Origin of the sequence: Micrococcus sp. TA1 (assembly GCF_014199555.1) — a bacterium.
Classification (GTDB): Bacteria; Actinomycetota; Actinomycetes; order Actinomycetales; family Micrococcaceae; genus Citricoccus.
In genome coordinates this window covers 680,261-703,948 of the sequence record NZ_JACHNW010000001.1, presented here as the reverse complement: position 1 = coordinate 703,948, position 23,688 = coordinate 680,261, and the positions used below count along the sequence as shown (strand labels likewise).

Annotated in this window: 23 protein-coding genes; 3 read left to right on the top strand and 20 right to left on the bottom strand. The window is 71.6% G+C overall.

The window, feature by feature from the left end; all coding sequences use genetic code 11:
* Nucleotides 1-27 precede the first annotated feature (27 nt).
* The 5 genes from GGQ69_RS02925 to GGQ69_RS02905 form a co-directional block, all read right to left on the bottom strand.
* Entirely contained in the window at nt 28-186 is a 159-nt protein-coding gene (locus GGQ69_RS02925; protein ID WP_183524391.1) for a hypothetical protein, read from the bottom strand.
* On the bottom strand, nt 186-839 hold the full coding sequence (hisH, locus tag GGQ69_RS02920; protein ID WP_183524388.1) for an imidazole glycerol phosphate synthase subunit HisH: 654 nt from the start codon (nt 837-839) through the stop codon (nt 186-188). Before hisH ends, GGQ69_RS02925 begins: the two co-directional genes overlap by 1 nt.
* Complete coding sequence (hisB, locus tag GGQ69_RS02915; protein WP_183524385.1) at nt 839-1,456, bottom strand: imidazoleglycerol-phosphate dehydratase HisB; 618 nt, start codon at nt 1,454-1,456, stop codon at nt 839-841. The genes hisH and hisB overlap by 1 nt, the downstream gene beginning before the upstream one ends.
* 55 nt (nt 1,457-1,511) lie before the next feature.
* Nucleotides 1,512-2,651 (bottom strand): histidinol-phosphate transaminase, encoded by a 1,140-nt coding sequence (locus tag GGQ69_RS02910; protein WP_183524382.1) that lies wholly within the window; start codon nt 2,649-2,651, stop codon nt 1,512-1,514.
* Between the two features lie 138 nt (nt 2,652-2,789).
* The gene (locus GGQ69_RS02905) at nt 2,790-3,149 is read right to left on the bottom strand and encodes a LysM peptidoglycan-binding domain-containing protein (RefSeq protein WP_183524379.1); all 360 of its coding nucleotides are present in this window, start codon (nt 3,147-3,149) and stop codon (nt 2,790-2,792) included.
* Nucleotides 3,150-3,383: 234 nt separating this feature from the next.
* Between GGQ69_RS02905 and lexA the strand changes: the two genes are divergently transcribed.
* Together lexA and GGQ69_RS02895 are read left to right on the top strand one after the other, a co-directional pair.
* On the top strand, nt 3,384-4,121 hold the full coding sequence (gene lexA / locus GGQ69_RS02900; RefSeq protein ID WP_183524376.1) for a transcriptional repressor LexA: 738 nt from the start codon (nt 3,384-3,386) through the stop codon (nt 4,119-4,121).
* A gap of 26 nt (nt 4,122-4,147) precedes the next feature.
* Complete coding sequence (locus tag GGQ69_RS02895; RefSeq protein ID WP_183524374.1) at nt 4,148-5,062, top strand: hypothetical protein; 915 nt, start codon at nt 4,148-4,150, stop codon at nt 5,060-5,062.
* A gap of 3 nt (nt 5,063-5,065) precedes the next feature.
* On the opposite strand, the gene GGQ69_RS02890 is transcribed toward GGQ69_RS02895, so the two are convergent.
* Both GGQ69_RS02890 and hflX read right to left on the bottom strand, forming a co-directional pair.
* Nucleotides 5,066-7,156: an ATP-dependent DNA helicase gene (locus GGQ69_RS02890; protein ID WP_183524371.1), complete on the bottom strand. Its 2,091-nt coding sequence runs from the start codon at nt 7,154-7,156 to the stop codon at nt 5,066-5,068.
* A complete protein-coding gene (gene hflX, locus GGQ69_RS02885; RefSeq protein WP_183524368.1) occupies nt 7,153-8,715 on the bottom strand; it encodes a GTPase HflX in 1,563 nt (520 codons plus the stop codon). Before hflX ends, GGQ69_RS02890 begins: the two co-directional genes overlap by 4 nt.
* A gap of 355 nt (nt 8,716-9,070) precedes the next feature.
* On the opposite strand from hflX, the gene GGQ69_RS02880 reads away from it, so the two are divergent.
* Nucleotides 9,071-9,691 (top strand): class I SAM-dependent methyltransferase, encoded by a 621-nt coding sequence (locus GGQ69_RS02880; protein WP_183524365.1) that lies wholly within the window; start codon nt 9,071-9,073, stop codon nt 9,689-9,691.
* A 114-nt stretch (nt 9,692-9,805) separates the two neighbouring features.
* On the opposite strand, the gene GGQ69_RS02875 is transcribed toward GGQ69_RS02880, so the two are convergent.
* From GGQ69_RS02875 to GGQ69_RS02815, 13 genes are all read right to left on the bottom strand, one after another.
* Nucleotides 9,806-10,330 carry a GNAT family N-acetyltransferase gene (locus GGQ69_RS02875; protein WP_183524362.1) on the bottom strand — a complete coding sequence of 175 codons (525 nt, stop codon included), beginning with the start codon at nt 10,328-10,330 and terminating at the stop codon, nt 9,806-9,808.
* The gene (gene dapF, locus GGQ69_RS02870) at nt 10,327-11,280 is read right to left on the bottom strand and encodes a diaminopimelate epimerase (protein ID WP_183524359.1); all 954 of its coding nucleotides are present in this window, start codon (nt 11,278-11,280) and stop codon (nt 10,327-10,329) included. The genes GGQ69_RS02875 and dapF overlap by 4 nt, the downstream gene beginning before the upstream one ends.
* Complete coding sequence (gene miaA / locus GGQ69_RS02865; protein ID WP_183524356.1) at nt 11,277-12,194, bottom strand: tRNA (adenosine(37)-N6)-dimethylallyltransferase MiaA; 918 nt, start codon at nt 12,192-12,194, stop codon at nt 11,277-11,279. The genes dapF and miaA overlap by 4 nt, the downstream gene beginning before the upstream one ends.
* 8 nt (nt 12,195-12,202) lie before the next feature.
* A complete protein-coding gene (miaB, locus tag GGQ69_RS02860; RefSeq protein WP_183524352.1) occupies nt 12,203-13,714 on the bottom strand; it encodes a tRNA (N6-isopentenyl adenosine(37)-C2)-methylthiotransferase MiaB in 1,512 nt (503 codons plus the stop codon).
* Nucleotides 13,715-13,723: 9 nt separating this feature from the next.
* Complete coding sequence (locus tag GGQ69_RS02855; protein ID WP_221243334.1) at nt 13,724-14,296, bottom strand: regulatory protein RecX; 573 nt, start codon at nt 14,294-14,296, stop codon at nt 13,724-13,726.
* The gene (gene recA / locus GGQ69_RS02850) at nt 14,293-15,357 is read right to left on the bottom strand and encodes a recombinase RecA (protein WP_010145162.1); all 1,065 of its coding nucleotides are present in this window, start codon (nt 15,355-15,357) and stop codon (nt 14,293-14,295) included. Before recA ends, GGQ69_RS02855 begins: the two co-directional genes overlap by 4 nt.
* A 220-nt stretch (nt 15,358-15,577) precedes the next feature.
* Nucleotides 15,578-15,796, bottom strand: coding sequence for a DUF3046 domain-containing protein (locus GGQ69_RS02845; protein ID WP_183524349.1), 219 nt, complete (start codon nt 15,794-15,796; stop codon nt 15,578-15,580).
* A 66-nt stretch (nt 15,797-15,862) separates the two neighbouring features.
* A complete protein-coding gene (locus GGQ69_RS02840; protein ID WP_183524346.1) occupies nt 15,863-16,315 on the bottom strand; it encodes a helix-turn-helix domain-containing protein in 453 nt (150 codons plus the stop codon).
* Between the two features lie 260 nt (nt 16,316-16,575).
* Nucleotides 16,576-17,718 (bottom strand): hypothetical protein, encoded by a 1,143-nt coding sequence (locus GGQ69_RS02835; RefSeq protein ID WP_183524343.1) that lies wholly within the window; start codon nt 17,716-17,718, stop codon nt 16,576-16,578.
* Nucleotides 17,715-18,194, bottom strand: a complete 480-nt coding sequence (locus GGQ69_RS02830) for a CinA family protein (protein WP_183524340.1) — start codon at nt 18,192-18,194, stop codon at nt 17,715-17,717. Before GGQ69_RS02830 ends, GGQ69_RS02835 begins: the two co-directional genes overlap by 4 nt.
* The gene (gene pgsA, locus GGQ69_RS02825) at nt 18,191-18,781 is read right to left on the bottom strand and encodes a CDP-diacylglycerol--glycerol-3-phosphate 3-phosphatidyltransferase (protein WP_183524337.1); all 591 of its coding nucleotides are present in this window, start codon (nt 18,779-18,781) and stop codon (nt 18,191-18,193) included. Before pgsA ends, GGQ69_RS02830 begins: the two co-directional genes overlap by 4 nt.
* 37 nt (nt 18,782-18,818) lie before the next feature.
* On the bottom strand, nt 18,819-21,905 hold the full coding sequence (locus GGQ69_RS02820; RefSeq protein WP_183524334.1) for a DNA translocase FtsK: 3,087 nt from the start codon (nt 21,903-21,905) through the stop codon (nt 18,819-18,821).
* 82 nt (nt 21,906-21,987) lie between these two features.
* Nucleotides 21,988-23,673: a ribonuclease J gene (locus GGQ69_RS02815; protein WP_183524331.1), complete on the bottom strand. Its 1,686-nt coding sequence runs from the start codon at nt 23,671-23,673 to the stop codon at nt 21,988-21,990.
* Nucleotides 23,674-23,688: the final 15 nt, after the last annotated feature.

Sequence of the window (23,688 nt, the reverse complement as noted above, 5' to 3'; positions counted from 1 at the left end):
CCTCTCGGTTCGATCGGACGAGGTGGTCTAGGACGAGGCGGTGACGAAACCGGCGATGATCGCCAGCACGGCGCACACGAGGAAGCCGACCTGCAGCCATACGGGCGCCTTCTGCTGGCGCAGCGACCAGGCGCCACCGATCAGCAGCCCGCCCAGGGCGATGAGCAGGGTGGACCAGAAGGGCATCAGAGGGTTCCGAGCCAGTTGGCCAGCAGCTGCATCCCGGCGTCACCGGACTTCTCGGGGTGGAACTGGGTGGCGGCGAGCGGGCCGTTCTCCACGGCGGCGATGAAGTCCCCTCCGTGGTTCGCCCAGGTCACCTTGGGCGGGGCGATCTTCTCGTGGGCCTGGTCGAACTCCCACTTCAGGACGCCGTAGGAGTGCACGAAGTAGAAGCGCTCGTCCTCGATGCCCCGGAAGAGCGCGGAGCCCTCGGCCGGGCGCACGGTGTTCCAGCCCATGTGGGGCACGATCGGCGCCGGCAGGGCCTCGACCACGCCGGGCCACTCGCCCATGCCCTCGGTGCGCACGCCGTGCTCCACGCCGGCGTCGAAGAGGATCTGGTGACCCACGCAGATGCCGAGCACGGGCCGGCCCCCGGCCACCCGCCGGCCGATCCACCGGGTCGCGCCGAGGTCCTTGAGGGCGGCCATGACGGACTGGAAGGCGCCCACTCCGGGGACCACGAGCCCGTCGGCGTTCATCACCTCGTCCGCGTCCGCGGTCAGTCGTGCATCCGCCCCGGCGCGCTGGAGGGCGCGCACGGCGGAGTGGGTGTTGCCGGACCCGTAGTCCAGGACGGCGACGGTGGGACGGGCGGCGCCGGTGACACCGGCCATCAGAGCGCACCCTTGGTGGAGGGCACCCCGGTGACCCGGGGGTCGTCCTCGACCGCGGCCCGCAGGGCGCGGGCGAAGGCCTTGAACTGGGCCTCGACGATGTGGTGCGGGTCCCGGCCGCGGACCAGGTCCATGTGCAGGCAGATGGAGGCGTGGTAGGTGATCGACTCGAACACGTGCCGGGTCATGGACCCGGTGAAGTGTCCGCCGATCAGGTGGTACTGCTGGCCCTCGGGCTCGCCCTCGTGCACCAGGTACGGTCGGCCGGAGACGTCGACGACGGCGCGCGCCAGGGCCTCGTCCAGCGGCACCGAGGCCTCGCCGAAGCGGCGGATGCCCCTCTTGTCCCCCAGCGCCGTCCTGAGCACCTCGCCGAGGGTGATGGCCACGTCCTCGACGGTGTGGTGGACGTCGATGTGGGTGTCCCCGGTAGCGCGGACCGTCAGGTCGATCTGCGAGTGCCTGGACAGTGCCGTGAGCATGTGGTCGTAGAACGGCACCGAGGTGGAGATCTCGGAGGTGCCGGTTCCGTCCAGGTCCATCTCGACGTAGACGTCGGACTCGCTGGTGGTGCGCTGCATCCGCGCCTTCCGGCCGGAGATCAGCTCTGCGCCCATGCTCTGTCAGCTCCTTGCTGTTGGGGGGATCCGGTGGTCCAGTCTACCGGGCCGGTCACTGGCCGGACGTCGTGGCGGGTGCCTCGGCCAGGACCTCCCGCAGGGCGGTGAGGAACGCCGTGGTCTCCGCCTCGGTCCCGGCGGTGACACGCAGGTGGTGCGGGATCCCGACGTCGCGCACCAGGACCCCGTGCTCGAGCAGGCCCTGCCACACCGCGTGGGAATCGGCCAGTCCGCCGAAGAACACGAAGTTGGAGTCCGAGACGGCCGGGGCCAGACCGAGATCGCGCAGCCCCTCCACGATCCGGTCGCGCTGGGCCTTGATGTCCTCGACGTTCTCGAGCAGGACGTCGTAGTGCTGCAGGGCGGCGTTGGCCGTGGCCTGGGAGACCGCGGAGAGGTGGTAGGGCAGGCGCACCAGGCGCAGGGCGTCGGTGACCTCCGGTGCGGCGGCGAGATAGCCCAGGCGGGCGCCGGCCAGCGCGAAGGCCTTCGACATGGTCCGGGAGACCACCAGGCGCGGCCGGCCCGGCAACAGGGTGAGCGCGGAGCGCGTGCCGGCGAGGGCGAACTCGGCATAGGCCTCGTCCACGACCACCATGCCCCCGTAGGCCTCGGTGGCGTCATAGACGGCCTGCACCACGTCCAGCCCCAGGGCGGTGCCGGTCGGGTTGTTCGGGGAGCACAACAGGACCACGTCCGGCCGGTGCTCGGCGACCTGGGCCGCCGCGGAGGCGGCCGTCAGGGAGAAGTCCTCCCCGCGGACACCGGCCACGTACCGGGTGTCCGTGCCGGCGGCCAGCAGCGGGTACATCGAGTAGGTGGGCGGGAAGCTCATCACGGTGCGCCCGGGCCCACCGAAGGCCTGCAGCAGTTGCTGCAGGATCTCGTTGGAACCGTTCGCGGCCCACAGGTTCGCCGCGGACAACCCGTGCCCCAGGTACTCCGCCAGGCGCTTGCGCAGTTCGGTGAACTCACGGTCCGGGTAGCGGTTGAGCGTCACGGCGGCAGCGGCCACCGACTCCGCGATGGCGGCGACCACCTCGTCCGGGACCGGATGGGTGTTCTCATTCGTGTTCAGCGCCACCGCCACGTCCAGCTGGGGCGCACCGTAGGGGCTCAGGCCCCGCAGGTTCTCACGCAACGGCAGGGCGGCCAGGGCCTCCGGATTCGAGATCGCATCCTCATCACTCACCCGAGACAGCCTAGGCGCTCAGTCAGTCCCCCGAGCCCCGGTGACGTCCGTGCATGGCACGCCACGGTCCCCCCTCTGACGCGGCTCGAACCGGGCGACGGGCCGGCCGAGGCCGCGGACGTTCCGGTGGTGCCCGCGTCAGCCCCGGGGGACGAAGAGGACCTGCCCCGGCTGCAGCTCGGAACCGGTCAGGTCATTGAGCTCGCCGATCCGCAGGATGGTCTGATTGCGCGGAGCGTCCGGGGCCACCTGGCCGGCCACGGACCACAGGGTGTCACCGTAGTCCACGGTGACGGACTCGACCGGGGCGACCACGGGGCGCTCCGGCGATGCTGCGGCCGGGGCCACGGCATGGGCGCCCAGGAACACGGCGGCCGCGGCCGCCAGCGCGGCCACGACGAGGATCGGGAGTCCGACGAAGAGGAAACGGCCACGACGGTTCAGGTGGAATCCGGCCGAGCCGGCGGTGCGGGTCACGACCGATGCTGCAGTGCTCATGCTCTTCAACCTCTCCGCCCGGGGCGACCGGGCTGTTCGAACGTGTGTTCTATCCGTTCGCCCTCTTGTCTAGCACGTCTGTTCGAAACACGCCAAACATTATTCGAACATATCTTTGAATCCGCCCTGCCCCTCCGGTAGCCTCTGAGGCACGTGATGGCCCGTCAACTCCCCGCGGGCCGACCATGAGACATCTCAACCGGCACCACGGACACGCTAAGAACGGATCTTCGAATGGCCTCCCGGACTCCCCGACCCGAACCGGACTCCCAGCCCGCCCCTGCCGCCCGGACGCTGACCGCGCGCCAGCGGGTCATCCTGGGGTCGATCCGCTCGGCCATCGCGCAGCACGGGTACCCGCCGTCGATGCGGGAGATCGGTGACGCCGCCGGACTGGCCTCGCTGTCCTCGGTGACCCATCAGCTGGGTCAACTGGAGAAGTGGGGGTACATCCGCAAGGATCCGGGACGGCCCCGCGCCATGGAGGTCCTGCTGGACGAGGACGGACAGCCCGTGTCGACGGCCGCGGCCGGCGCCCCGGACACCGCCGACCGCCCGGCTCCGGTCACGGCCCTGCACACCGGTGCGGTGGAGGGCACCTCCGTCCCGGTCCCGCTCGTCGGTCGCATCGCCGCCGGCGGGCCGATCCTGGCCGACCAGCAGGTCGAGGACGTCATGACGCTCCCCCGCCAGCTCACCGGCGAGGGAGAGCTGTTCATGCTCAAGGTCTCCGGTGACTCGATGGTCGATGCCGCGATCTGCGACGGGGACTGGGTGGTGGTCCGCCAGCAGAACTCGGCCCAGAACGGTGACATCGTGGCGGCCCTGCTGGATGATGAGGCCACCGTCAAGACGTTCCGGCAGCGCGACGGGCACACGTGGCTGCTGCCGCAGAATTCGGCCTATGAGCCGATCCTCGGAGACGAGGCGACGGTCATGGGCAAGGTGGTCACGGTCCTGCGGGCCCTCTGACCGGGACACTGATGCGGAGCGCGGCGATGAACCACCGTCCCTTCCCGAGAGGCGTCCGGGTGGCGGACGCCGAGCGCTTCGTCTACACCCGGGGACGGCTCCTGGAGCGTCGTCGCCTGGACCTGCTGTTGCACGGGGGCGGTCCCGAGGGCGTCCTGGCGGCGCTGGGCGCGTATCGCAACCCCGACGGCGGATTCGGTCACGGCCTGGAGCCCGATGTCCGCTCCCCGGTGAGCGAGCCCCTCGCCACCCTCACCGCCCTCGACCTGCTGGCCGGGTGGGACCTGGCCGACCATCCCTGGTTCCGCAGCGCGCTCGAGTGGGCTGCCTCGGCGTCCGGGCTCGACGGTTCGCTGCCCTTCGTCACCGAGCCCTCCCTGGCCTGGCCGCACGCGCCCTGGGTACAGCTGTGGCCCGGAGGATCACACCTCACCTTCGGCTTCGCGGCCGCCGCCCTCCGGACCGGCTTCGTCGGCGGGTGGGCCGAGGCGGCCACGGAGTGGTGCCGCTCCCAGCTGCGGGAGGGTGGGCTGTCGGCCTACGCCGTCAAGTACGCCCTGCGCTTCCTGGCCGCGGACCGGGGTCCCCGCACCGAGGGTCCTGCCGAGACCGCGGCGATCGAGACATGGCGCTCCCGCCTGGACCGCGACGGTGCGCTGCCGGTGGAAGGCGGGGCCGAGGGCGAACGACTGCACCCCTGGGACCTGGCCGCCGACCCGTGGTCGGCCCCGGTGATCGAGCCGGGGGCCGCGACCCCCGCGCGCCTGCTCTTCACCGACAGGCAGCTCCGGGCAGACGTCGACCGGGTCGTCATGGGCCAGCAGTCCGATGGGGGCTGGCACGTCGACTGGGCCGCGTGGTGCCCGGGCCAGGGCCTGGACTGGCGGGGCATCCGAACGGTCGAGGTGCTGGAGCTGCTCTCGGCCGTCGACCGCTCGTGATCCCTAGGCCGGGTCGCGCAGGCGTTCCAGCACGCCCCGCACCACAGCCGGGTCGGTGGTCGGCCAGAAGTCCGGCAGGGTGGACCGCAAGAACCCTCCGTAGCGTTCGGTGGCCAGCCGGGGGTCCAGCACCGCCACGACGCCACGGTCCGTGGTGGTCCTGATCAGCCGGCCGGCGCCCTGGGCCAGCCTCACGGCGGCGTGGGCGGCCGAGACGGCCATGAACCCGTTGCCGCCGTGACGGCTGACCTCCCGGGTGCGTGCGGTCCCCAGCGGGTCGTCCGGACGGGGGAACGGGATGCGGTCGATCACCACCAGACGGCAGGCCGATCCGGGCACGTCCACGCCCTGCCACAGGCTCATGGTCCCGAACAGGCAGGTGTCCGGTTCGGAGGCGAACTGGCGGACGAGGGCCGAGAGGGTGGCGTCGCCCTGGCAGAGGATCTGGGGCGCCGCCCCCAGCCTGCTGCGCATCTCCGCGGCGGCGTCCTCGGCCGCGCGCCTCGAGGAGAACAGGCACAGTGCCCCTCCCCCGGAGGCGCGCAGCAGGGACTCGAGCTCGTCGTAGGCGTCCGGGGAGGAGGTCCGGCCGGGCCGGGGCAGGTGCCGGGCCACGTAGAGCACGCCCTGGCGCGGGTAGTCGAAGGGGCTGCCCACGTCCACCCCGGTCCATCGCGGAGCGCCCGGCCCGAGCAGGCCGAGCGAGCCCGCCACGGGGTCGAAGGACTCCCCCACCGTCAAGGTCGCGGAGGTCAGTACCGTGGTCGCCTGGCCGAACAACCCCTCCCGGAGCCGGCCGGCCACCGACAACGGGGCGACGCACACCACCGGCGCGGCGGTCTCGTCACCCGGGACCCATCCGGTCCCCGGCTCGAAGCGGCCCGGACGGGAGGCCCACAGCACCTCGGGGTAGTCCGCGTCCGGGACGGCGTCGAGCATCCTCTCGGCCACCTCGAGGACCTCCTGGAGCCGTGAGCGTGCCATCTGCCGGCCACCGTCGGCCGCCTCGGCGGAACCGCCTGCCCCACCGGGCCCCTTGGAGTCGCTGAGCCCCTGCCGCGCCGCGTCCCGGACCGCCCGCAGGGCGTTCTGCTGGACCTCGTCCGGCCCGCGCGGGATGAGTCCCGTGGGAGTGGCGGCGAACGCCGCGTCCAGCCCGACGCCGGCCTGCATCAGGTCCTCGACCGCGATCGCCGTGTGCTTGCGTGCCGCGGAACCGGCCGCCTGGACGATGGCTCCGGACAGTTGTCCGGTCACCGCCCCCGTGACCCGGTCCTGCAGCTCGTGGGCCTCGTCCACGATCACCGCGTCGAACTCCGGCAGGACGGCCAGGCCCTCGAAGGCACTGATGGCCAGCAACGCGTGGTTGGTCACCACCACGTCGGCCTCGGCCGCATCGGCCCGCGCCCGTTCCGAGAAGCACTCCTCGGCCATCGGGCAGCGCTGGGCGCCGATGCAGTCGACCGCCGAGACCGAGACCTGGCGCCAGGCCCGGTCACTCACCCCGGGCTCGAGGTCGTCCCGGTCCCCGGACTCGGTCTCCTCGGCCCAGTCGCGCAGCCGCTTGACCTCCCGGCCCAGCGGGCTGGTCGGTCCCGCGTCACCGGTGACCATCGCCTCACCGTCGTCGGCCAGGCCGAACAGGGCCTGCCCGTCCTCCTCGGGGAAGCCCCCGTCGATCTTGTGCCGGCACAGGTAGTTGGAGCGGCCCTTGACGAGTGCCACGGTCATCTCCCGGGGCAACTCGTCCTGCAGGGCCTCCAGCAACCGCGGGGCGTCCCGGCGCATGATCTGCGCCTGCAGGGCCAGGGTGGCGGTGGCGACCACGACCGGGGCCTCGGCGTCCACCGCGTGCTGCAGTGCCGGCACCAGGTAGGCCAGCGACTTCCCGGTGCCGGTGCCGGCCTGTACGAGCAGGTGGGTCCCGGACTCCAGGGAGCGGGCCACCTCCACGACCATGCGGCGCTGGCCCTCGCGGTGCTGTCCGCCCGTCGCCTCGACGGCCGCGTCCAGCCACTGCAGGGCCTGCCGCTCGGCCTCGGTCCGGGCGAGCACGTCCTGATCCGGAGCGGTGTGCTGTGCCGTGTCCGTCATGCCCCGGCCGGTTCCGGCCGGTCGACGGAGAAACGCCGCAGGTCATCGGCGAGGTCCTCGCGGACCAGCACCCGCAGCCGGGTGCCTCCCGACTCATAGGTCTCGGAGATGATGTCCGCATCCGGGGAGTGCAACCGGGAGACCACGTCCCCGTCCGTGAACGGGATGAGCAGGTCCAGGGCCACGTCCGGACGCGGGATGGCGTCCGCGATGGCCCGCTCGAGCTCGGCGATGCCCTCACCGGTACGTGCGGACACCACCACCGAGCGGGGTTCGCGCTGGCGCAGCCGGGCGATCGCCACCGGGTCCGCGGCGTCGGCCTTGTTCAGCACGATGATCTCGGGGATCCGGCGCGCGTCCACCTCGGCCAGCACGGTGCGGACCGCGGCGATCTGGCCCTCCGGGTCCGGGTGCGAGGCGTCCACGACGTGCAGGATCACGTCCGCGTCCGCGACCTCCTCGAGGGTCGAGCGGAACGCCTCGACCAACTGGGTGGGCAGGGACCGCACGAACCCGACCGTGTCCGAGAGCGTGTAGCCGATCCCGTCCGGGGTGACCGCCTTGCGCACGGTGGGGTCCAGGGTGGCGAACAGGGCGTTCTCCACCAGTACCCCGGCATGGGTCAACCGGTTCAGCAGTGAGGACTTGCCGGCGTTCGTGTATCCGGCGATCGCCACGGACGGCACCCTGTTGCGGCGGCGGTTGGCCCGCTTGGTCTCGCGGGCGGGCTTCATGGCCGCGATCTCCCGGCGCAGCTTGGCCATCCGGGTCCGGATCCGCCGGCGGTCCAGCTCGATCTTCGTCTCACCGGGACCGCGGGAGCCGATGCCCTCGCCGGCGGCCGCCCGGCCACCGGCCTGACGGGACATGGACTCACCCCAGCCGCGCAGTCGCGGCAGCAGGTACTCGAGCTGGGCCAGCTCCACCTGGGCCCGGCCCTCACGGGACTTGGCGTGCTGGGCGAAGATGTCCAGGATCAGGGCGGTGCGGTCGATGACCTTCACCCGGACCACGTCCTCGAGCGCACGCCGCTGGGAGGGCGCCAGCTCCGAGTCCACGACCACGGTGTCCGCGCCGGTCATCGCGACGATGTCCCGCAGTTCCTCGGCCTTGCCCTTACCGAGGAAGGTGGCCGGATCGGGGGTGTGGCGGCGCTGGATGAGGCCGTCGAGCACCTCGGAGCCCGCGGTCTCGGCGAGCGCCGCCAGCTCGCGCAGGGAATTCTCGGCGTCCGCGGCGGTGCCCTCGGACCAGAGCCCGGCCAGCACGACGCGCTCGAGGCGCAACTGCCGGTACTCGACCTCGGACATGTCCTCGAGCTCGGTGGAGAGCCCGGTGACCCGGCGCAGGGCCTGGCGCTCGGCGAGGTCGAACTGCTCACCGTCGGCCTCGGTGTGCCCGTCGTCGCCGTCGGACAGGGCCAGGGCACGGCCCTCGGTGGGCCTGACGCCGTGCTCGACGGAGGCACTGGCCGCATCGGCGGCCAGGATACGTTCGATCACGTCCTGGATCTGGGTCTCGTCCGGCTGGTCGTTCCCGTGCTGGGGGTTCTCGGTCATGGTCTCCTTGGAAGATGCGTGGTATCTAGGGTAGTCGCTCGGACGGACGCCCGAAGGGTCTGGCGTGCCGCTGGGGATGGGGTTGTTCGGGGCCATGGGTGGACCTCCCGGGGAATCGGCCGTCGGCCGCGGCGCTGCGCGGGGCCGAGCGGGTGCACGTCGAACGACGCCGATTCCGCGGCGGGGCGTTCGGGACGGTGCTGGATGGGTGGGTTGCCATCACGGAGCGATCCTCGACCCGTCAGCGCGGGGAGTCATCGGTCCGGAGCCGTGAGCAGTCGCTCACGCCAGCTCAGCGCAGGAAAATCCACATGCCGTCCAGTATATGGCCCCTGTCAAGTAACATCGGGCGGTGATGGACTCCGCACACTACTTCTCCGCCGACCCCGCCACGCCCGAGCGTCGACGCCGGATCACGCTCACCCTGGCCGGCCGGGAGGTCGCGGTGCAGACGGCGAACGGCATCTTCTCGCCGGAGGGCCTGGACAAGGGCACGGCGGCGATGCTCCGCACCGTCCCCGAGCCGCCGCCGTCGGGCCGGTTCCTGGACATCGGCTGCGGCTGGGGACCGCTGGCGCTCACGCTCGGGCTGTCCAGCCCGCAGGCGGAGGTCACCGCCGTGGAGGTCAACGACCGGGCGGCCCATCTGTGCCGGGACAACGCCGCCGCCCTCGGCCTGGACCGCGTCACCGTGTGCCGGCCGGAGGACGTGGCGGAGTCCGCCCGGTTCGACCTGATCTGGTCCAACCCGCCGATCCGCGTGGGCAAGGAGGCCCTGCACGGGATCCTGCTGCAGTGGCTCCCCCGGCTGGCACCCGGAGGCCGGGCCTTCCTCGTGGTCCAGAAGAACCTGGGGGCCGACTCCCTGCTCCCCTGGATCCGGTCCGCCCTGGAGGAACGGCACCCCGGTGAGTTCAGCGTCTCCCGGCACGCCACGGAGAAGGGGTTCCGGATCCTGCTGGTCGAACGCGCCTGAGCCGGCCCGTCCGGCCGGGGCGGGGTGCGGGAACGCGCCGGCCGCGCGGAGGACAGCGGGTCATCCCGGCCGTTGCCCTCGGGCGGTGACCCCCGCCGGTCCACGGATGCGTGCTCAGACCCCGAACGCGGGCGGGTAGGCGATCGGTCCGGAGGGCACCGGTTCGCCGAGCACGAGCGCCATCATCGACTCGTCCGGCGCCTCGAACGGCGCGCTGATCCCGAGGCCCGACGCCGGCCGGAACCCGAAGCGCGGGTAGTACCCGGCGTGCCCCAGCACGAGGACGAGGCGTTCCCCGGCCTCCCGCGCGGCCGAGAGCACGGCCTCGATCACCGCGGTGCCCGCCCCGCGGCCCTGGTGGTCAGGGAGAACGGAGCAGGGGGCGAGGGCGGCCGCCGGTTCCCCGCCCACGTGGCACCGGGTGATCAGTGCATGTCCCACGGGGCCGGCGTCGGGGTCGCGGGCGTCCGCGACGACCCAGGACAGCCCGGGCAGCCAGGCGCCCGGATCCCTGCGCAGGGCGTCCACGAGGTCGGCCTCGGCCGGCGTCGGGAAGGCGGCCTCCACGACGCGGCGGACGGCCGCCCGGTCCCCTCCTCCGGAGTCCTCGGGCCGCACCGTCCAGCGGACCGGGCTCACAGCACCGTGCCCTCGAAGACCAGCTCGGCCGGACCGGAGAGGATCACGTGCTCGGTGCCGTCGGGCTGGGCGCGGAAATCCACGCCCACGAGGCCACCGGGCACCCCCACCTGCCACCGGGTGGCCGTCTCGTCCCCGGCCCAGAGGCGGACGGCGGCCGCGGCCGCGCAGGCACCGGTACCGCAGGACAGCGTCTCGCCCACGCCGCGTTCGTGCACGCGCAGGTCCACCCGGCCGACGTCGCCGTGGAACAGCGGGTCGGCCGCGACGACGAATTCGACGTTGGTGCCGTTGGGCGGCACCGGGTCCACGGACGGCTGCTGGGTGAGGTCCAGGGCCGCCAGTTCGGCGGGCTCGGCGAGCGCCACGACGGTGTGCGGATTGCCCAGCGAGATGCTCAGGGCGGGCCGCGGGTCCACCAGCCCGGCCGCGAGCACGAGCGAGTCGGAGGCGCTCTCGCGGGCCAGTTCGGGATCGATGAGACTCCACGGCCCCATGTCGATCGCGTAACCGTCCTCCAACCGGGTCACGGTGCGGACCCCGGCGCGGGTCCCGATGGTGAGTTCCTGCCCCGGTGCCAGGTCCACCAGGCCGCGTTCGGCGAGGTAGTGCACGAAGACGCGGACGCCGTTGCCGCACATCTCGGCCACGGAACCGTCCGAGTTGCGGTAGTCCATGAACCAGACGGCCTCCGGGTGGTCCTGCAGCAGGTCGCGTCCCTCGATGAGATGAGAGGACTCCACCACCCGGATCAGCCCGTCACCGCCGACGCCGAAGTGCCGGTCGCACAGGGCGGCCACGTGGTCCGGGGACAGCTCGGTCTCCCCGTCCGGATCGGGCACGAGCACGAAGTCGTTGCCGGTGCCCTGTCCCTTGGCATAGCGCAGGCCGCCCAGTTGGTCGAGGGCGGTCCGCAGGCGGTCGGGGTCCTGGGCGATCGGCAGGGTCATGGAGCCAGTCTAGGCGGGACCTGTCCGCCCAGGTGCGCCAGCACCCGGTCCAGCAGGTGCGGCTCGGTCGGGTCGAACCACGTCACGCGAGGGTCGGCCCGGAACCAGGTCAGCTGCCGGCGGGCGAAGCGGCGCGTGGCGGTCGCGGTGTCCTCGATGGCCCAGTCCAGGTCCGCCTGACCGTCGAGGACCTGCAGGACCTGGGCATAACCGATGGCCCTGGACGCGGTCTTCCCCGTCCGCAGGCCGGCGGCGTCCAGGTCCCGGACCTCGTCGACGAGCCCGGTCTCCACCATGCCCACCACGCGCCCGTACAGGCGGGCATGCAACCGGGCGCGGTCCAGGTCCAGGCCGATCTGGACGGTGGGCCGCAGATAGGTGCGCCGGGGCATGAAGGAGGAGAAGGGCCGGCCGGTGAGCTCATGGACCTCCAGGGCACGGACCACGCGGCGGACGTCGCCCAGCCGCTCCGCGCTGGCCGGGTCGACCTCGCGCAGTCGCTCGCGCATCCCGTCCAGGCCCACCCGCGCGGCCAGCTCCTCGAAGCGGGCCCGGACGACCGCGTCCGTGGGCGGGAACTCGAGCTCGTCGAGGGCGGCCCGCACGTAGAGCCCGGACCCGCCGACGAGGACCGGCCTCAGTCCCCGCCGGGTGATGTCCTCGATCACCTCGCGCGCGGCACCCTGGAACCGTGCCACGGAGGCCTCCTGGGTGACCTCCAGGACGTCCAGGAGGTGGTGCCGGATCCCCCGCCGCTGGGCCGGGGGCAGCTTGGCCGTGCCGATGTCCATGCCGCGGTAGAGCTGCAGGGCGTCCGTGTTGACGATCTCCCCGCCCAGGCGTTCGGCCAGGTCCAGCGCCAGGTCGGACTTCCCGGTCCCGGTGGGCCCGACGACGGCGATCACCTCCTGCATGGACCGGCTCAGGAACCGACGCGCAGGGAGGGCATGCCCAGGCTCACCCCGGCGGTCCCGGCGGCACCGGCCACCCCGCCCGGTGCGGGCACGCCGCAGGACTCGGCCTGGGCACGGTCCCAGGCGTCACCCGAGCGCGACCGGCGCAGGAGGTAGTCCTGGGCCGTGGGGTCGGCGATGAGATGGTAGGGGTGCGACTCGGTGATGGTCACGGTGACGAAGTCCCCGGGGCGCGGCGCCTGCTCCCCCGCCGGGACGCTGAAGTGCACGAGGCGGTTGTCCGGGGCGCGGCCGGCGAGCCGCCCGGTCTCCGCGCCCTTGCTGCCGGGCTGGTTGGTCACCAGCAGTTCCTGGCGGGTGCCGAGCAGCTTCGCCGTCTCCTCCGCGCTGATCCTGTCCTGCAGGGCGGTCAGCCGTTCGAAGCGCTCCTGCACGATGTGCTTGGGCACCTGGTCCTCCATCTCGCCCGCGGGCGTCCCGGGGCGGATGGAGTACTGGAACGTGAAGGCGGAGGAGAACCGGGAGGCCTCCACGACGGCCAGGGTGTCCTGGAAGTCCTCCTCGGTCTCCCCGGGGAAGCCGACGATGATGTCCGTGGTGACGGCGGCGTGCGGGATCCGGTCGCGGACCTTGTCCAGGATGCCGAGGAACTTCTTCGACCGGTAGGACCGGCGCATGTCCTTGAGCACCTTGTCCGAGCCGGACTGCAGGGGCATGTGCAGCTGCGGCATCACGTTCGGGGTCTCGGCCATCGCCTCGATGACGTCATCGGTGAAGGAGGCCGGGTGGGGGCTGGTGAACCGCACCCGCTCCAGGCCCTCGATCCCGCCGCAGGCCCGCAGCAGCTTCGCGAAGGCCCCCCGGTCCCCGAACTCGACGCCATAGGTGTTGACGTTCTGGCCGAGCAGGGTGACCTCCACGGCGCCGGCATCCACCAGCGCCTGCACCTCGGCGAGGATCTCCCCGGGGCGGCGGTCCTTCTCCTTGCCGCGCAGGGCGGGGACGATGCAGAAGGTGCACGTGTTGTTGCAGCCCACCGAGATGGAGACCCACCCCGAGTAGGTGGAATCCCTCTTGGTAGGCAGGGTGGACGGGAAGACCTCGAGCGACTCGAGGATTTCCAGCTCCGCCTGCTGATTGTGCCGGGACCGTTCCAGCAGCACCGGCAGGGAGCCGATGTTGTGGGTGCCGAAGACCACGTCCACCCAGGGCGCCTTCTCCAGGATGGTCTTCTGGTCCTTCTGGGCCAGGCAGCCGCCCACCGCGATCTGCATGCCCGGGTGGTTGTCCTTGACCGAGCGCAGGTTGCCCAGGTTGCCGTAGAGGCGGTTGTCCGCGTTCTCCCGGACGGCACAGGTGTTGAAGACCACGAGGTCCGGCTCCGTGGCCTCGTCTGCCGGGGAGTACCCGGCGGATTCGAGCAGACCGGAGATGCGCTCGGAGTCGTGCACGTTCATCTGGCAGCCGAAGGTGCGGACCTGGTACGTGCGGTCATCGGGGGGCAGGAGGGCAGAAGTCACCGCAGCATTCTAGTCGTCGGGCTCCAGCCCGCCCAGCACGTCCTTGACCACCCCGAGCGCCATGCCGGGTGCGTAGCCCTTGCGGGCGAGCATGCCGGCGAGCCGTCGCACGACCTTGTCCCGCTCCGCCCGGGACTCGGGGTCATCCCCGGAGGGCACCGGGCGTCCGCGGAGTTTCTTCTCCACCAGTTCGATGGCGGCGGCCCGCTCGCTGTCCTCGCTGATCGTCTCCAGGGCGTGCTCGGCGGCCTCACCGGTGACGCCCTTCTGCTGCAGCTCCCGCCGCAGCGCGCCGCGGGCCAGGCCGCGGCTGCGCTGCCGGGAGGCGACGTAGGACTCGGCGTAGGCCTCGTCGTCGACGAGCCGCACCGCCTCCATCCGGTCCAGCACCGCGGACGCCACCTCGGGCGGCACCTGACGCTCTGCCAGCTTCTCCTCGAGCTGCCGGCGGGACTTCGGCGAGGCGGTGAGCTGGCGCAACACGATGGACCGGGCCACCTCCTCGGCGGCCGGTTCCGGATCGTCCGCGAGATGCTCGGGAAGGTCCGGATCCGGCACCACGCGAAGATGGCGGCGGGTCATCGGGCCGGGGACTCCCCGGAGACGGCCCGCAGCTGAGGCTCAGCGGCCGAGTCCTCCTCGGGCGCGACGCCGATCCCGAGCTTCTCCAGGATCCTGGTCTCGATCTCGTCCGCCAGGTCCGGGTTGTCCTTCAGGAACCGACGGGCGTTCTCCTTGCCCTGGCCCAGCTGGTCGCCGTCATAGGTGAACCAGGCGCCGGACTTCTTGACGATGCCCTCCTCGACGCCCATGTCGATGAGCGAGCCCTGGCGGGAGATGCCCTCGCCGTAGATGATGTCGAACTCGGCCTGCTTGAAGGGCGGGGCCATCTTGTTCTTGACGATCTTGGCGCGCGTGCGGTTACCGACCGCGTTGCCCGCCTCCTTGAGCGTCTCGATGCGGCGCACGTCGATGCGGACCGAGGCGTAGAACTTCAGCGCCTTACCACCGGTGGTGGTCTCCGGGCTGCCGAAGAACACGCCGATCTTCTCGCGCAGCTGGTTGATGAAGATGGCCGTGGTCTTGGTCTGTGCCAGCCGGCCGGTGATCTTGCGCAGCGCCTGGGACATCAGGCGGGCCTGCAGGCCGACGTGGCTGTCACCCATCTCGCCCTCGATCTCGGCGCGGGGCACCAGGGCCGCCACGGAGTCGATGACGATGATGTCCAGCGATCCGGAGCCCACGAGCATGTCCATGATCTCCAGGGCCTGTTCACCGGTGTCCGGCTGGGACACCAGCAGCGCGTCGGTGTCCACGCCGAGCTTCCGGGCGTACTCCGGGTCCAGCGCGTGCTCGGCGTCGATGAACGCCGCGATCCCGCCGTTGCGCTGCGCGTTGGCCACGGCGTGCAGAGCAACGGTGGTCTTACCCGAGGACTCCGGTCCGTAGATCTCCACGACGCGGCCACGCGGCAGGCCGCCGATACCGAGGGCGACGTCCAGGCCCACCGAACCGGTGGGGATCACCTCGATCGGTGCGCGCGCGTCGTCGCCCAGGCGCATCACCGACCCCTTGCCGAACTGCTTGTCGATCTGGGCCAGTGCGGCTTCCAGTGCCTTCTCGCGGTCGTTGGCTGACGCCATGATTCACCCCTGGGTCTGTGTTGGTGACGGGCGGCCGTCGGGGCCGATCCCTTGTGCTGTAGAGAAACCTATCGGCCCGCCCGGACGAGTTAACGGGACAGGACGGTCGCTGTGGATGACATACCCGGGTTCCGGCTCGGAGAAGTCCTGTGCAGGAGACTACCGTCATTCGAACGTATTTTCGAATAGCCGTCCGGCGTGTCCACCGGTTCCCGGGAGTTCAGTCCCTGGGCGGGATGTCGCGGCCGAGCCGGCGGTCCTCGGGAACACCCTGGAGGTCGCAGACGTCGAGCCAGACGCTGCGGGGATCCCACCCGGCGTCCAAGGCCTGGTCCGCCGTGGTGTCCAGGGTGGGCAGGACCAGCGACGAGGCGATCACCCCGGCGTTGGCCGGGCCGAACTCCTCGTCCATCAGACGACGGAATTCACTCAGTCTCATGGGTTCCCTTCCGCACCGCACACGAACGTGGCCGCAGACCCCGGGGGTCTGCGGCCGCGTCGGTGGTCAGTGGCTGCCGGCCAGCTGGCCGAGATCGTCCGGGACCTCGTCCGGCAGTGCGTCGACGAGGGAGTCCCGGCGGTAGCCGGCCTCGAGGTCCGCCGGTATGTGGTCCGGGATGTGCACGCCCTCCTGAAGGGCGATGCGGTCCGACACCTCACGCAGCATGAGGGACATCGGGACGTTCAGGGCCCCGCAGATCGAGGACAGCAGCTCGGAGGAGGCCTCCTTCTGCCCGCGCTCGACCTCGGACAGGTAACCGAGGGACACGCGGGCGTGGTGCGAGACCTCACGAAGGGTGCGCCCCTGGCGCTGACGCACGTCTCGCAGCACATCTCCGATTTCCTGGCGAAGGACTGGCACGGCGTGCTCCTTGGTCTCTGGAGTGGCTGCTGGAATGTTCTCTCCGGTCGCCAGCCAACGGGTGATTCCGTTGATGGTAACCGGTTGTTTCATCATGTCTACTGGTTTCTCCTGTACGAGTTCTGGGAACGCGCACTCGCCGGTGGTGCGGCGGGCGCCGGGTCAACTGTCCTGTATAACCGGCTCGGCACCGGTTTTTGTTCCCGTGAGCACCCCGGCGACGGCGGGTTCCCAGCGGATTCACAGCCACGACCGCCGGCCCCCGGCCCCGCCGGATCCTCGTGTCCCACACTAGCGACACCCTGGCACCCCGTGACAAGGCCCCACCGGACCGGTCGTGGATCGTGACGCCATCGTCATGGTCCCGTCCCGTGGGCGCGGTGCTCGGGTCTCTCATCCTCCCGTTCCTCGAGCCTTTGGTGCAGGGCCCGTCGTTCGGCCTCCCGCAGGGAGTAGGTGGCGTTGCGGATGGCCTCGTCATCGTCGAAGCTGGACCCGATCGCGCCGGCGATGAGGCCCAGGCTGGCCGCCAGCCAGGACAGCTTGAGGTAGTGCTGGATCCCGGCCTCCACCCCCAGCGTCTCCGTGAGGTAGTGCGGCGGGACCACCACCACGGAGGCCACGAACAGCAACAGGAACAGTCCCGCGTAGATCATCAGCGCGGCGACGGCCACGGTGATGACGGTGGCCAGGTTGTCCATCGCCGCCCACCGCCGGGTGGACCAGTCGCTGCGGCGGGCCCACAGCCCGTTCGTCGCGATCAGCCAGGTCGTCATGCCGATGACGGCCAGCACCGTGACCACCGAGAGGCGGTCCACGCCCATGTCCGCGGCGAGGGTCCAGATGCTGCCGAAGAAGACGCCGTACGCACCCGCCGCGGACGCGGCGGCCGCCGAGGCGGTCATCGCGGCCGGCAGGCGCCCGGGGCGGTTGGACTGGACCATCCCGGTCAGCAGGCGCGGAACGGCCCAGGGACCGGTCGCGTACACCTGCTCGGAGGCCTCCGCGGACTCGGACGTCGTGTCGGACAGCGGCACCAGGGCGTTGAGCGCCTCCGGGTGCTCCGGATCCCGGGTCACGGTCCGGCCCTCCGGCCCGACGTCGACGGCACCCCGGTAGAGGTGCCCCACCAGGCGGGACATCGTCTCCACGACCCGCCGCTCCAGCCGGAAGACTCCGAGCACGGGCAGGAACAGGACGGCGGCGTTGTCCCGCCGTGAGATTTCGGCCACCACGGGACGCCCGTTCTCGTAGCGCGGGAGGTCCGTGATGTAGATGACCATCTCCCAGTCGTGGCGCGCGTCGACCTGCGTCGTCCAGCGGACCAGGTCCACACTGCCGTCGGCGTCGAGGGGGACGATCTCGTCCACCACGTCGATCCGCCACTCCGTGCTGTCGTCCACCCTGTGGGACAGCTCCGCCTGGAGGGCCTCGCGGATCCGGCCGGCCACGATCGCGGGCGTCCCGGGGTCGGCCATCAACCCGATCGCGGTCGTCATGCCCGTGCCTCCCGGTCCAGGCGCCGCAGCACGCTGCGCAGGGCGGCCTCGACCGTCCCGCGGCGGATACCCTCCCGGTCCCCGTCCAGGTGCAGTTCCTCGGCGGCGGGACCGGGCAGTCCGGCGATGCCCAGGTAGACGGTCCCGACGGCCCGGCCCTGGTGCGGCTCGGGCCCGGCCACCCCGGTGGTCGCCACGCCGATGTCCGCGCCCAGCCTCCGGCGGGCCCCCTCCGCCATCTGGGCGGCGACGCCGGCGTCCACGGCCCCGTGGCTGGCGAGGCGTGACGGGTCCACGCCCAGCAGTCGCTCCTTGACCTCGTTCTGGTAGGCCACGACCCCTCCCTGCAGGGTCGCGGAGGCACCGGGCACGTCCGCGATCGTCGCCGCCAGCAGTCCCGCGGTCAGGGACTCGGCGGTCGCGATCCGCAGCCCGCGCCGGATCAGCTCCGTCACGACGTCGGCCGGCAGGCTCATGGGCGTGCCCCGCCGGTCTGCGCGGACCGGCGCATCCGGACCGCCTTGAGGACGTAGTCCGCGCCGGTGACGAGCGTGACGACCAGGGCGGCACCCATCGCGGTCCAGCCGACCCAGGGGTACCAGTCCCCCAGCAGCGGGGTCAGCGGGGCGAGCATCAGCAGCAGCGCCCCGGCCTGCAGCACGGTCTTGAGCTTGCCTCCCCGCGAGGCCGGCATGACCCCGTAGCGCAGCACCACGAAGCGCATCAGGGTGATCCCCCACTCGCGCAGCAGGATCAGGATGGTGACCCACCACCACAGCTCCCCCAGCATCGAGAGCACGATGAAGGCCGCGCCCGTGAGCAGCTTGTCCGCGATGGGGTCGGCGATCTTCCCGAAGCTCGTGACCAGTCCGCGGGCCCGGGCGATGTCGCCGTCGAGCTTGTCCGTGTACATGGCCACGGCGAACACCGCGAAGGCGGCCCACCGCATGCCCGGGGAGTCCTCGCCGGCGGGGCCTCCGGCCACCAGGAACCAGACGAAGAACGGGACCAGCAGGATCCGGACCGTGGTCAGGACGTTGGGCAGGTTCCAGTTCTCGTTCATCCCTGCAGTCTACGGACCCGCCGGTTCCTTCCGCGGCTCACCGGCCGGTGAGCTGCCAGGCGTCCTCCGAGCCCTCGTCCTCCTCCTCGTCGTACCAGTCCTGGGCCGAGCGTCGCCCGGCCAGGTCCTCGGCGACGAGGTCGCGGCCGTAGCCGTCGTCCTCCGGGAGCGAGCCCCGCACCAGTTCCTGGTCGGTGGCACCGCGCACGGGCGGGCGGCCGGCCTCGTGGTCGGAGTGGACCACGTCCTCGGCATAGGCCTCGGGGGCGTCCTCGCTGGGCGCGGCCGCCGGCGGCGTGTCGCCGCGGATGGTGGCGAGCACCCCGGCCAGGTCGTCCGGCTTGACCAGCACGTCCCGGGCCTTGGACCCCTCCGAGGGGCCCACCACGCCGCGGGACTCCATGAGGTCCATGAGCCGCCCGGCCTTCGCGAACCCGACGCGCAGCTTGCGCTGGAGCATCGAGGTCGAGCCGAACTGGGTGGTGACCACGAGCTCGGTGGCCTGCAGCAGCAGGTCCAGGTCGTCACCGATGTCCTCGTCGATGACCTTCTCGACCTTCTCCGGCACCACGTCGTCCCGGTACTGGGCCTGCATCTGGCCCTTGACGTGTTCCACCACGGCGTGGATCTCGGACTCGTTGACCCAGGCGCCCTGCACGCGCATCGGCTTGGACTTGCCCATCGGCAGGAACAGGGCGTCGCCCTGACCGAGCAGCTTCTCGGCACCGGGCTGGTCCAGGACCACGCGGGAGTCGGTGACGGAGGACGTCGCGAACGCCATGCGGGAGGGCACGTTGGCCTTGATCAGGCCGGTGACCACGTCCACGGAGGGCCGCTGGGTGGCCAGCACCAGGTGGATGCCGGCGGCGCGGGCCAGCTGGGTGATGCGCACGATCGCGTCCTCGACGTCGCGGGGGGCGACCATCATCAGGTCGGCGAGCTCGTCCACGATGACCAGCAGGTACGGATACGGCTTGAGGACCCGCTTGGAGTCCGGCGGCAGGGTCACCTTGCCGGCGCGGACGGCCTTGTTGAAGTCGTCCACGTGCTTGTAGCCGAAGGCGGCGAGGTCGTCATAGCGCGTGTCCATCTCGCGCACCACCCACTGCAGCGCCTCCGCGGCCTTCTTCGGGCTCGTGATGATGGGGGTGACCAGGTGGGGCACGCCCTCATAGGCGGTGAGCTCCACGCGCTTGGGGTCCACCATGACCATGCGCACCTCGTCCGGGGTCGAGCGCATGAGGATCGAGACGATCATGGAGTTCACGAAGGAGGACTTGCCGGCACCGGTGGCGCCGGCCACCAGCATGTGCGGCATCTTCGCCAGGTTGGCCATCACGTAGCCGCCCTCGACGTCCTTGCCCACGCCCATCACCATCGGGTGGTCGGTCTTGCGTGCCGCGTTCGAGCGCAGCACGTCGCCCAGGGCGACGACCTCCTTGTCGGCGTTGGGGATCTCGATGCCGATCGCGGACTTGCCGGGGATCGGCGAGAGGATCCGCACGTCCGAGGAGGCCACCGCATAGGAGATGTTCTTGGACAGCGCCGTGACCTTCTCCACCTTGGTGCCCGGCGCGAGCTCGATCTCGTAGCGGGTCACCGTCGGCCCGCGCGAGAAGCCGGTGACCTCGGCGTCCACCTTGAACTGGGTCAGCGTCTCGGTCAGCGCGGCGACCACCTGGTCGTTGGCCTCGGTGCGCTCCTTCGGGGGCGGGCCCGCGGGCAGCATCGTGGAGTCCGGCAGCGTGTAGGTGACGTCCCCGCCCAGGTGCAGCTGCTCCGAGCGGGCGGGCATCGGCGGCAGCTCCGCGGGCCGGGAGACGGGATTCGCCGGCACGGAGGGTGCGACCACGCCGATGGGCTCGGTCGAGGGGCCGGCGTCCTCGGTCTCCTCCGGCTTCGGGATCCTGACCCCGGCCGCCTCCTTGGCGCGGGCGATGGCCAGTTCCCCGGCGGTGGGACGCCGCACGCCCGCCGGGACGGCCGGGGGCTGCTCGGCCACCTCGTCCTGCGGCCGCTCGGCCACCACATCCTGCGGCTTCTCGTCGATGACGGCGGTCTCGTAGGCCTCGGTGCTGGGGGTCCCGGCGTCGTCGAGGACCTCGGTGGGCGTCTCGTCGCGGCCGAACAGCCGGACGCCCTTGCGCTTGCCGGCCTTGCCGTCCTTGCCGGTCTTGCCGCTCTTCGCGGCCTCGCCGGCCTCGAGCTCCGTGCCGGCCGTGCGCTCCTTGCCGGCCGTACGGTCCCTGCCGGCACGGGATCCGCGGCCGGAGGGGCGGTCATGCTCGGTGAGGTAGGACTGGTCGTGTCCCCCGCGTGCGCCGTCCCGGGAGCCGGGGGCACCGCCGTCGGGCTGGCCGGTGAGCCAGGCGTAGGCGTCCCGGATCCGCTGCGGGATCTGGCCCACCGGGGTGGCGGTGACGATCAGCACCCCGAACAGGGCCAGCGCCACCATCAGCGCCCACACGGGCCAGGGGGTGACGAGCGAGGCCAGCGGCGTGGTGACGAGGTAGCCGACGATGCCCCCGCCGGCCAGGAGCTCGGCGAAGGAGTCGGCGACGGTGGGCAGGCCCGCGACCAGATGCGCGATACCGGCGACGGCCACCGTCACCACCAGCAGGCCGATGGTGATCCGGCCGTTGTCCCGGTGTTCCTGGGGGGTGCGGAAGTAGCGTACGGCGACGGTCAGCAGCACCGCGGGGAAGATCAGGGCCGCCCAGCCGAGGGTGCCGGCGGCGACGTTGTGGACCACGGTCCCGTAACCGGGGGTCCCGCGCAGGCCCCACCACTCCACGGAGCCGATGACCGCGGCCAGGACCACCAGGAAGAATCCGGTGCCGTCACGGCGATCCTCCGGCGCGATCCTCGCGTCGCGGCCGATCTTGCGGACCCCGGCGCCGACGGGCGTGGCCATGGCCATCCAGAATCCGCGCAGCGCACGCAACAGGACCGGCGCCTGCGGCTCTGCGTGCGCCTCGGGCACCGCGGATGCGGTGCGGTTGCGCTGGGTGGAACCGGACGAGCGCGCAGACGACTTGGCGGCCTTCGGTTCCGCGCCCTTGCGGGCGGGGGACGTCGAGGACCGGCCGGACTGCGAACGCGTCGGGGAAGTACGGGTCGCCATGCAAGTACGGTACCGCCCGGCGACGGCCCCGGCCCGGACCAACACAGGCTTTCCGGGCCGGAGCGCCCGTCGCCGGGCCCGTCTAGGCCTCCAGGACCACCGGGACGATCATCGGGCGCCGTCGCAGCTTGCGGTTCACCCAGGTGCCGATGACGCGGCGCACGACCTGCTGCAACTGGTGGGTGGTGTGGTCCGCGTTGGACTGCACCGCCTCCTCGAGCGCGCGGGCGATCCGCGGCTTGACGTCGTCGAACACGGCGTCGTCCTCGGCCACGCCACGGGCGTGGATGTCCGGGCCCGAGACGATCGTGCCGGTCTGGCGGTTGACCACGGAGATCACCGAGATGAACCCCTCCTCGCCGAGGATGCGCCGGTCCTTGAGGTCGGCGTCGGTGATCTCGCCGATCGAGGAGCCGTCCACGTAGACGAAGCCGCACTCGACCTGGCCGCTGACGCGGGCCACCCCGTCCTTGAGGTCCACCACGGAACCGTTCTCCGTCAGCAGGACGTTCTCCCCGGGCACGCCCGTGGCCTCGGCGATCCGGCCGTTGGCGATCAGGTGCCGGGTCTCACCGTGGACCGGCATGACGTGGGTGGGCCTGACGATGTTGTAGCAGTACAGCAGCTCGCCCTGGGAGGCGTGCCCGGAGACGTGCACCTTGGCCATCCCCTTGTGGACGACCTCGGCGCCCAGCTTCATCAGGCCATTGACCACGCGGAACACCGAGGTCTCGTTGCCGGGGATCAGCGAGGAGGCCAGCACCACCAGGTCTCCGGTGTCCAGCTGGATGCGGTGGTCGCCGTTGGCCATCCGGGACAGGGCGGCCATCGGCTCGCCCTGGGAACCGGTGCACATCAGCACCACCTCGTGGTCCGGCAGCCGGTCGACCTCCTTGAGGTCCACCAGGGTCCCCTCCGGGACGTCCAGGTAGCCCAGCTTGGCGGCGATGCCCATGTTGCGCACCATGGACCGGCCGACGAAGCACACCTTGCGCCCGTGCGCGCCGGCGGCGTCCAGGACCTGCTGGATGCGGTGGACGTGGGAGGCGAAGGAGGCGACGATGATGCGCTTGTCCGCCCGCGCGAACAGTCCCTCCAGGACCGGGCCGATCTCCTTCTCCGTGGTGGTGAACCCGGGGACCTCGGCATTGGTGGAGTCGGTCAGGAACAGGTCCACGCCCTCCTCGCCGAGCCGGGCGAAGGCGCGCAGGTCGGTGATGCGCCCGTCCAGGGGCAGCTGGTCCATCTTGAAGTCACCGGTGTGCAGGATGGTGCCGGCCGGTGTCTTGAGGGCCACGGCCAGGGCGTCCGGGATGGAGTGGTTGACGGCCACGAACTCGCACTCGAAGGGACCGAAGTGCTCGGTGTCCCCCTCCCTCACGGTGAGGGTGATCGGCCGGATCCGGTGCTCCTCGAGCTTGGCCTCGATCAGGGCCAGGGTCAGCGTGGACCCGATCAGCGGGATGTCCGGCCTCATCCGCAGCAGGTACGGCACCGCGCCGATGTGGTCCTCGTGGCCGTGGGTCAGGACCACGCCGATCACGTCGTCCAGGCGGTCCCGGATGTACTCGAAGTCCGGCAGGATCACGTCCACGCCGGGCTGGGTCTCCTCGGGGAACAGCACGCCGCAGTCGACGATGAGGATCTTGCCGTCCAGCTCGAAGGTCGTCATGTTCCGGCCGACCTCCCCGATGCCACCGAGCGGCACCACCCGGCAGGTGCCGGGCTTGAGCTGGGGCGGGGTGGACAGGCGGGGGCCTGGTGCCATGGGGTTCGGTCCCTT

Bases quoted from the DNA above. Each gene is read 5' to 3' on its own strand.
- GGQ69_RS02925 (WP_183524391.1), bottom strand. From the start codon at position 186: ATGCCCTTCTGGTCCACCCTGCTCATCGCCCTGGGCGGGCTGCTGATC.
- hisH (WP_183524388.1), bottom strand. From the start codon at position 839: ATGGCCGGTGTCACCGGCGCCGCCCGTCCCACCGTCGCCGTCCTGGAC.
- hisB (WP_183524385.1), bottom strand. From the start codon at position 1,456: ATGGGCGCAGAGCTGATCTCCGGCCGGAAGGCGCGGATGCAGCGCACC.
- GGQ69_RS02905 (WP_183524379.1), bottom strand. From the start codon at position 3,149: ATGAGCACTGCAGCATCGGTCGTGACCCGCACCGCCGGCTCGGCCGGA.
- lexA (WP_183524376.1), top strand. From the start codon at position 3,384: ATGGCCTCCCGGACTCCCCGACCCGAACCGGACTCCCAGCCCGCCCCT.
- GGQ69_RS02895 (WP_183524374.1), top strand. From the start codon at position 4,148: ATGAACCACCGTCCCTTCCCGAGAGGCGTCCGGGTGGCGGACGCCGAG.
- GGQ69_RS02890 (WP_183524371.1), bottom strand. From the start codon at position 7,156: ATGACGGACACGGCACAGCACACCGCTCCGGATCAGGACGTGCTCGCC.
- hflX (WP_183524368.1), bottom strand. From the start codon at position 8,715: ATGACCGAGAACCCCCAGCACGGGAACGACCAGCCGGACGAGACCCAG.
- GGQ69_RS02880 (WP_183524365.1), top strand. From the start codon at position 9,071: ATGGACTCCGCACACTACTTCTCCGCCGACCCCGCCACGCCCGAGCGT.
- dapF (WP_183524359.1), bottom strand. From the start codon at position 11,280: ATGACCCTGCCGATCGCCCAGGACCCCGACCGCCTGCGGACCGCCCTC.
- miaA (WP_183524356.1), bottom strand. From the start codon at position 12,194: ATGCAGGAGGTGATCGCCGTCGTCGGGCCCACCGGGACCGGGAAGTCC.
- GGQ69_RS02855 (WP_221243334.1), bottom strand. From the start codon at position 14,296: ATGACCCGCCGCCATCTTCGCGTGGTGCCGGATCCGGACCTTCCCGAG.
- recA (WP_010145162.1), bottom strand. From the start codon at position 15,357: ATGGCGTCAGCCAACGACCGCGAGAAGGCACTGGAAGCCGCACTGGCC.
- GGQ69_RS02845 (WP_183524349.1), bottom strand. From the start codon at position 15,796: ATGAGACTGAGTGAATTCCGTCGTCTGATGGACGAGGAGTTCGGCCCG.
- GGQ69_RS02840 (WP_183524346.1), bottom strand. From the start codon at position 16,315: ATGATGAAACAACCGGTTACCATCAACGGAATCACCCGTTGGCTGGCG.
- GGQ69_RS02835 (WP_183524343.1), bottom strand. From the start codon at position 17,718: ATGACGACCGCGATCGGGTTGATGGCCGACCCCGGGACGCCCGCGATC.
- GGQ69_RS02830 (WP_183524340.1), bottom strand. From the start codon at position 18,194: ATGAGCCTGCCGGCCGACGTCGTGACGGAGCTGATCCGGCGCGGGCTG.
- pgsA (WP_183524337.1), bottom strand. From the start codon at position 18,781: ATGAACGAGAACTGGAACCTGCCCAACGTCCTGACCACGGTCCGGATC.
- GGQ69_RS02820 (WP_183524334.1), bottom strand. From the start codon at position 21,905: ATGGCGACCCGTACTTCCCCGACGCGTTCGCAGTCCGGCCGGTCCTCG.
- GGQ69_RS02815 (WP_183524331.1), bottom strand. From the start codon at position 23,673: ATGGCACCAGGCCCCCGCCTGTCCACCCCGCCCCAGCTCAAGCCCGGC.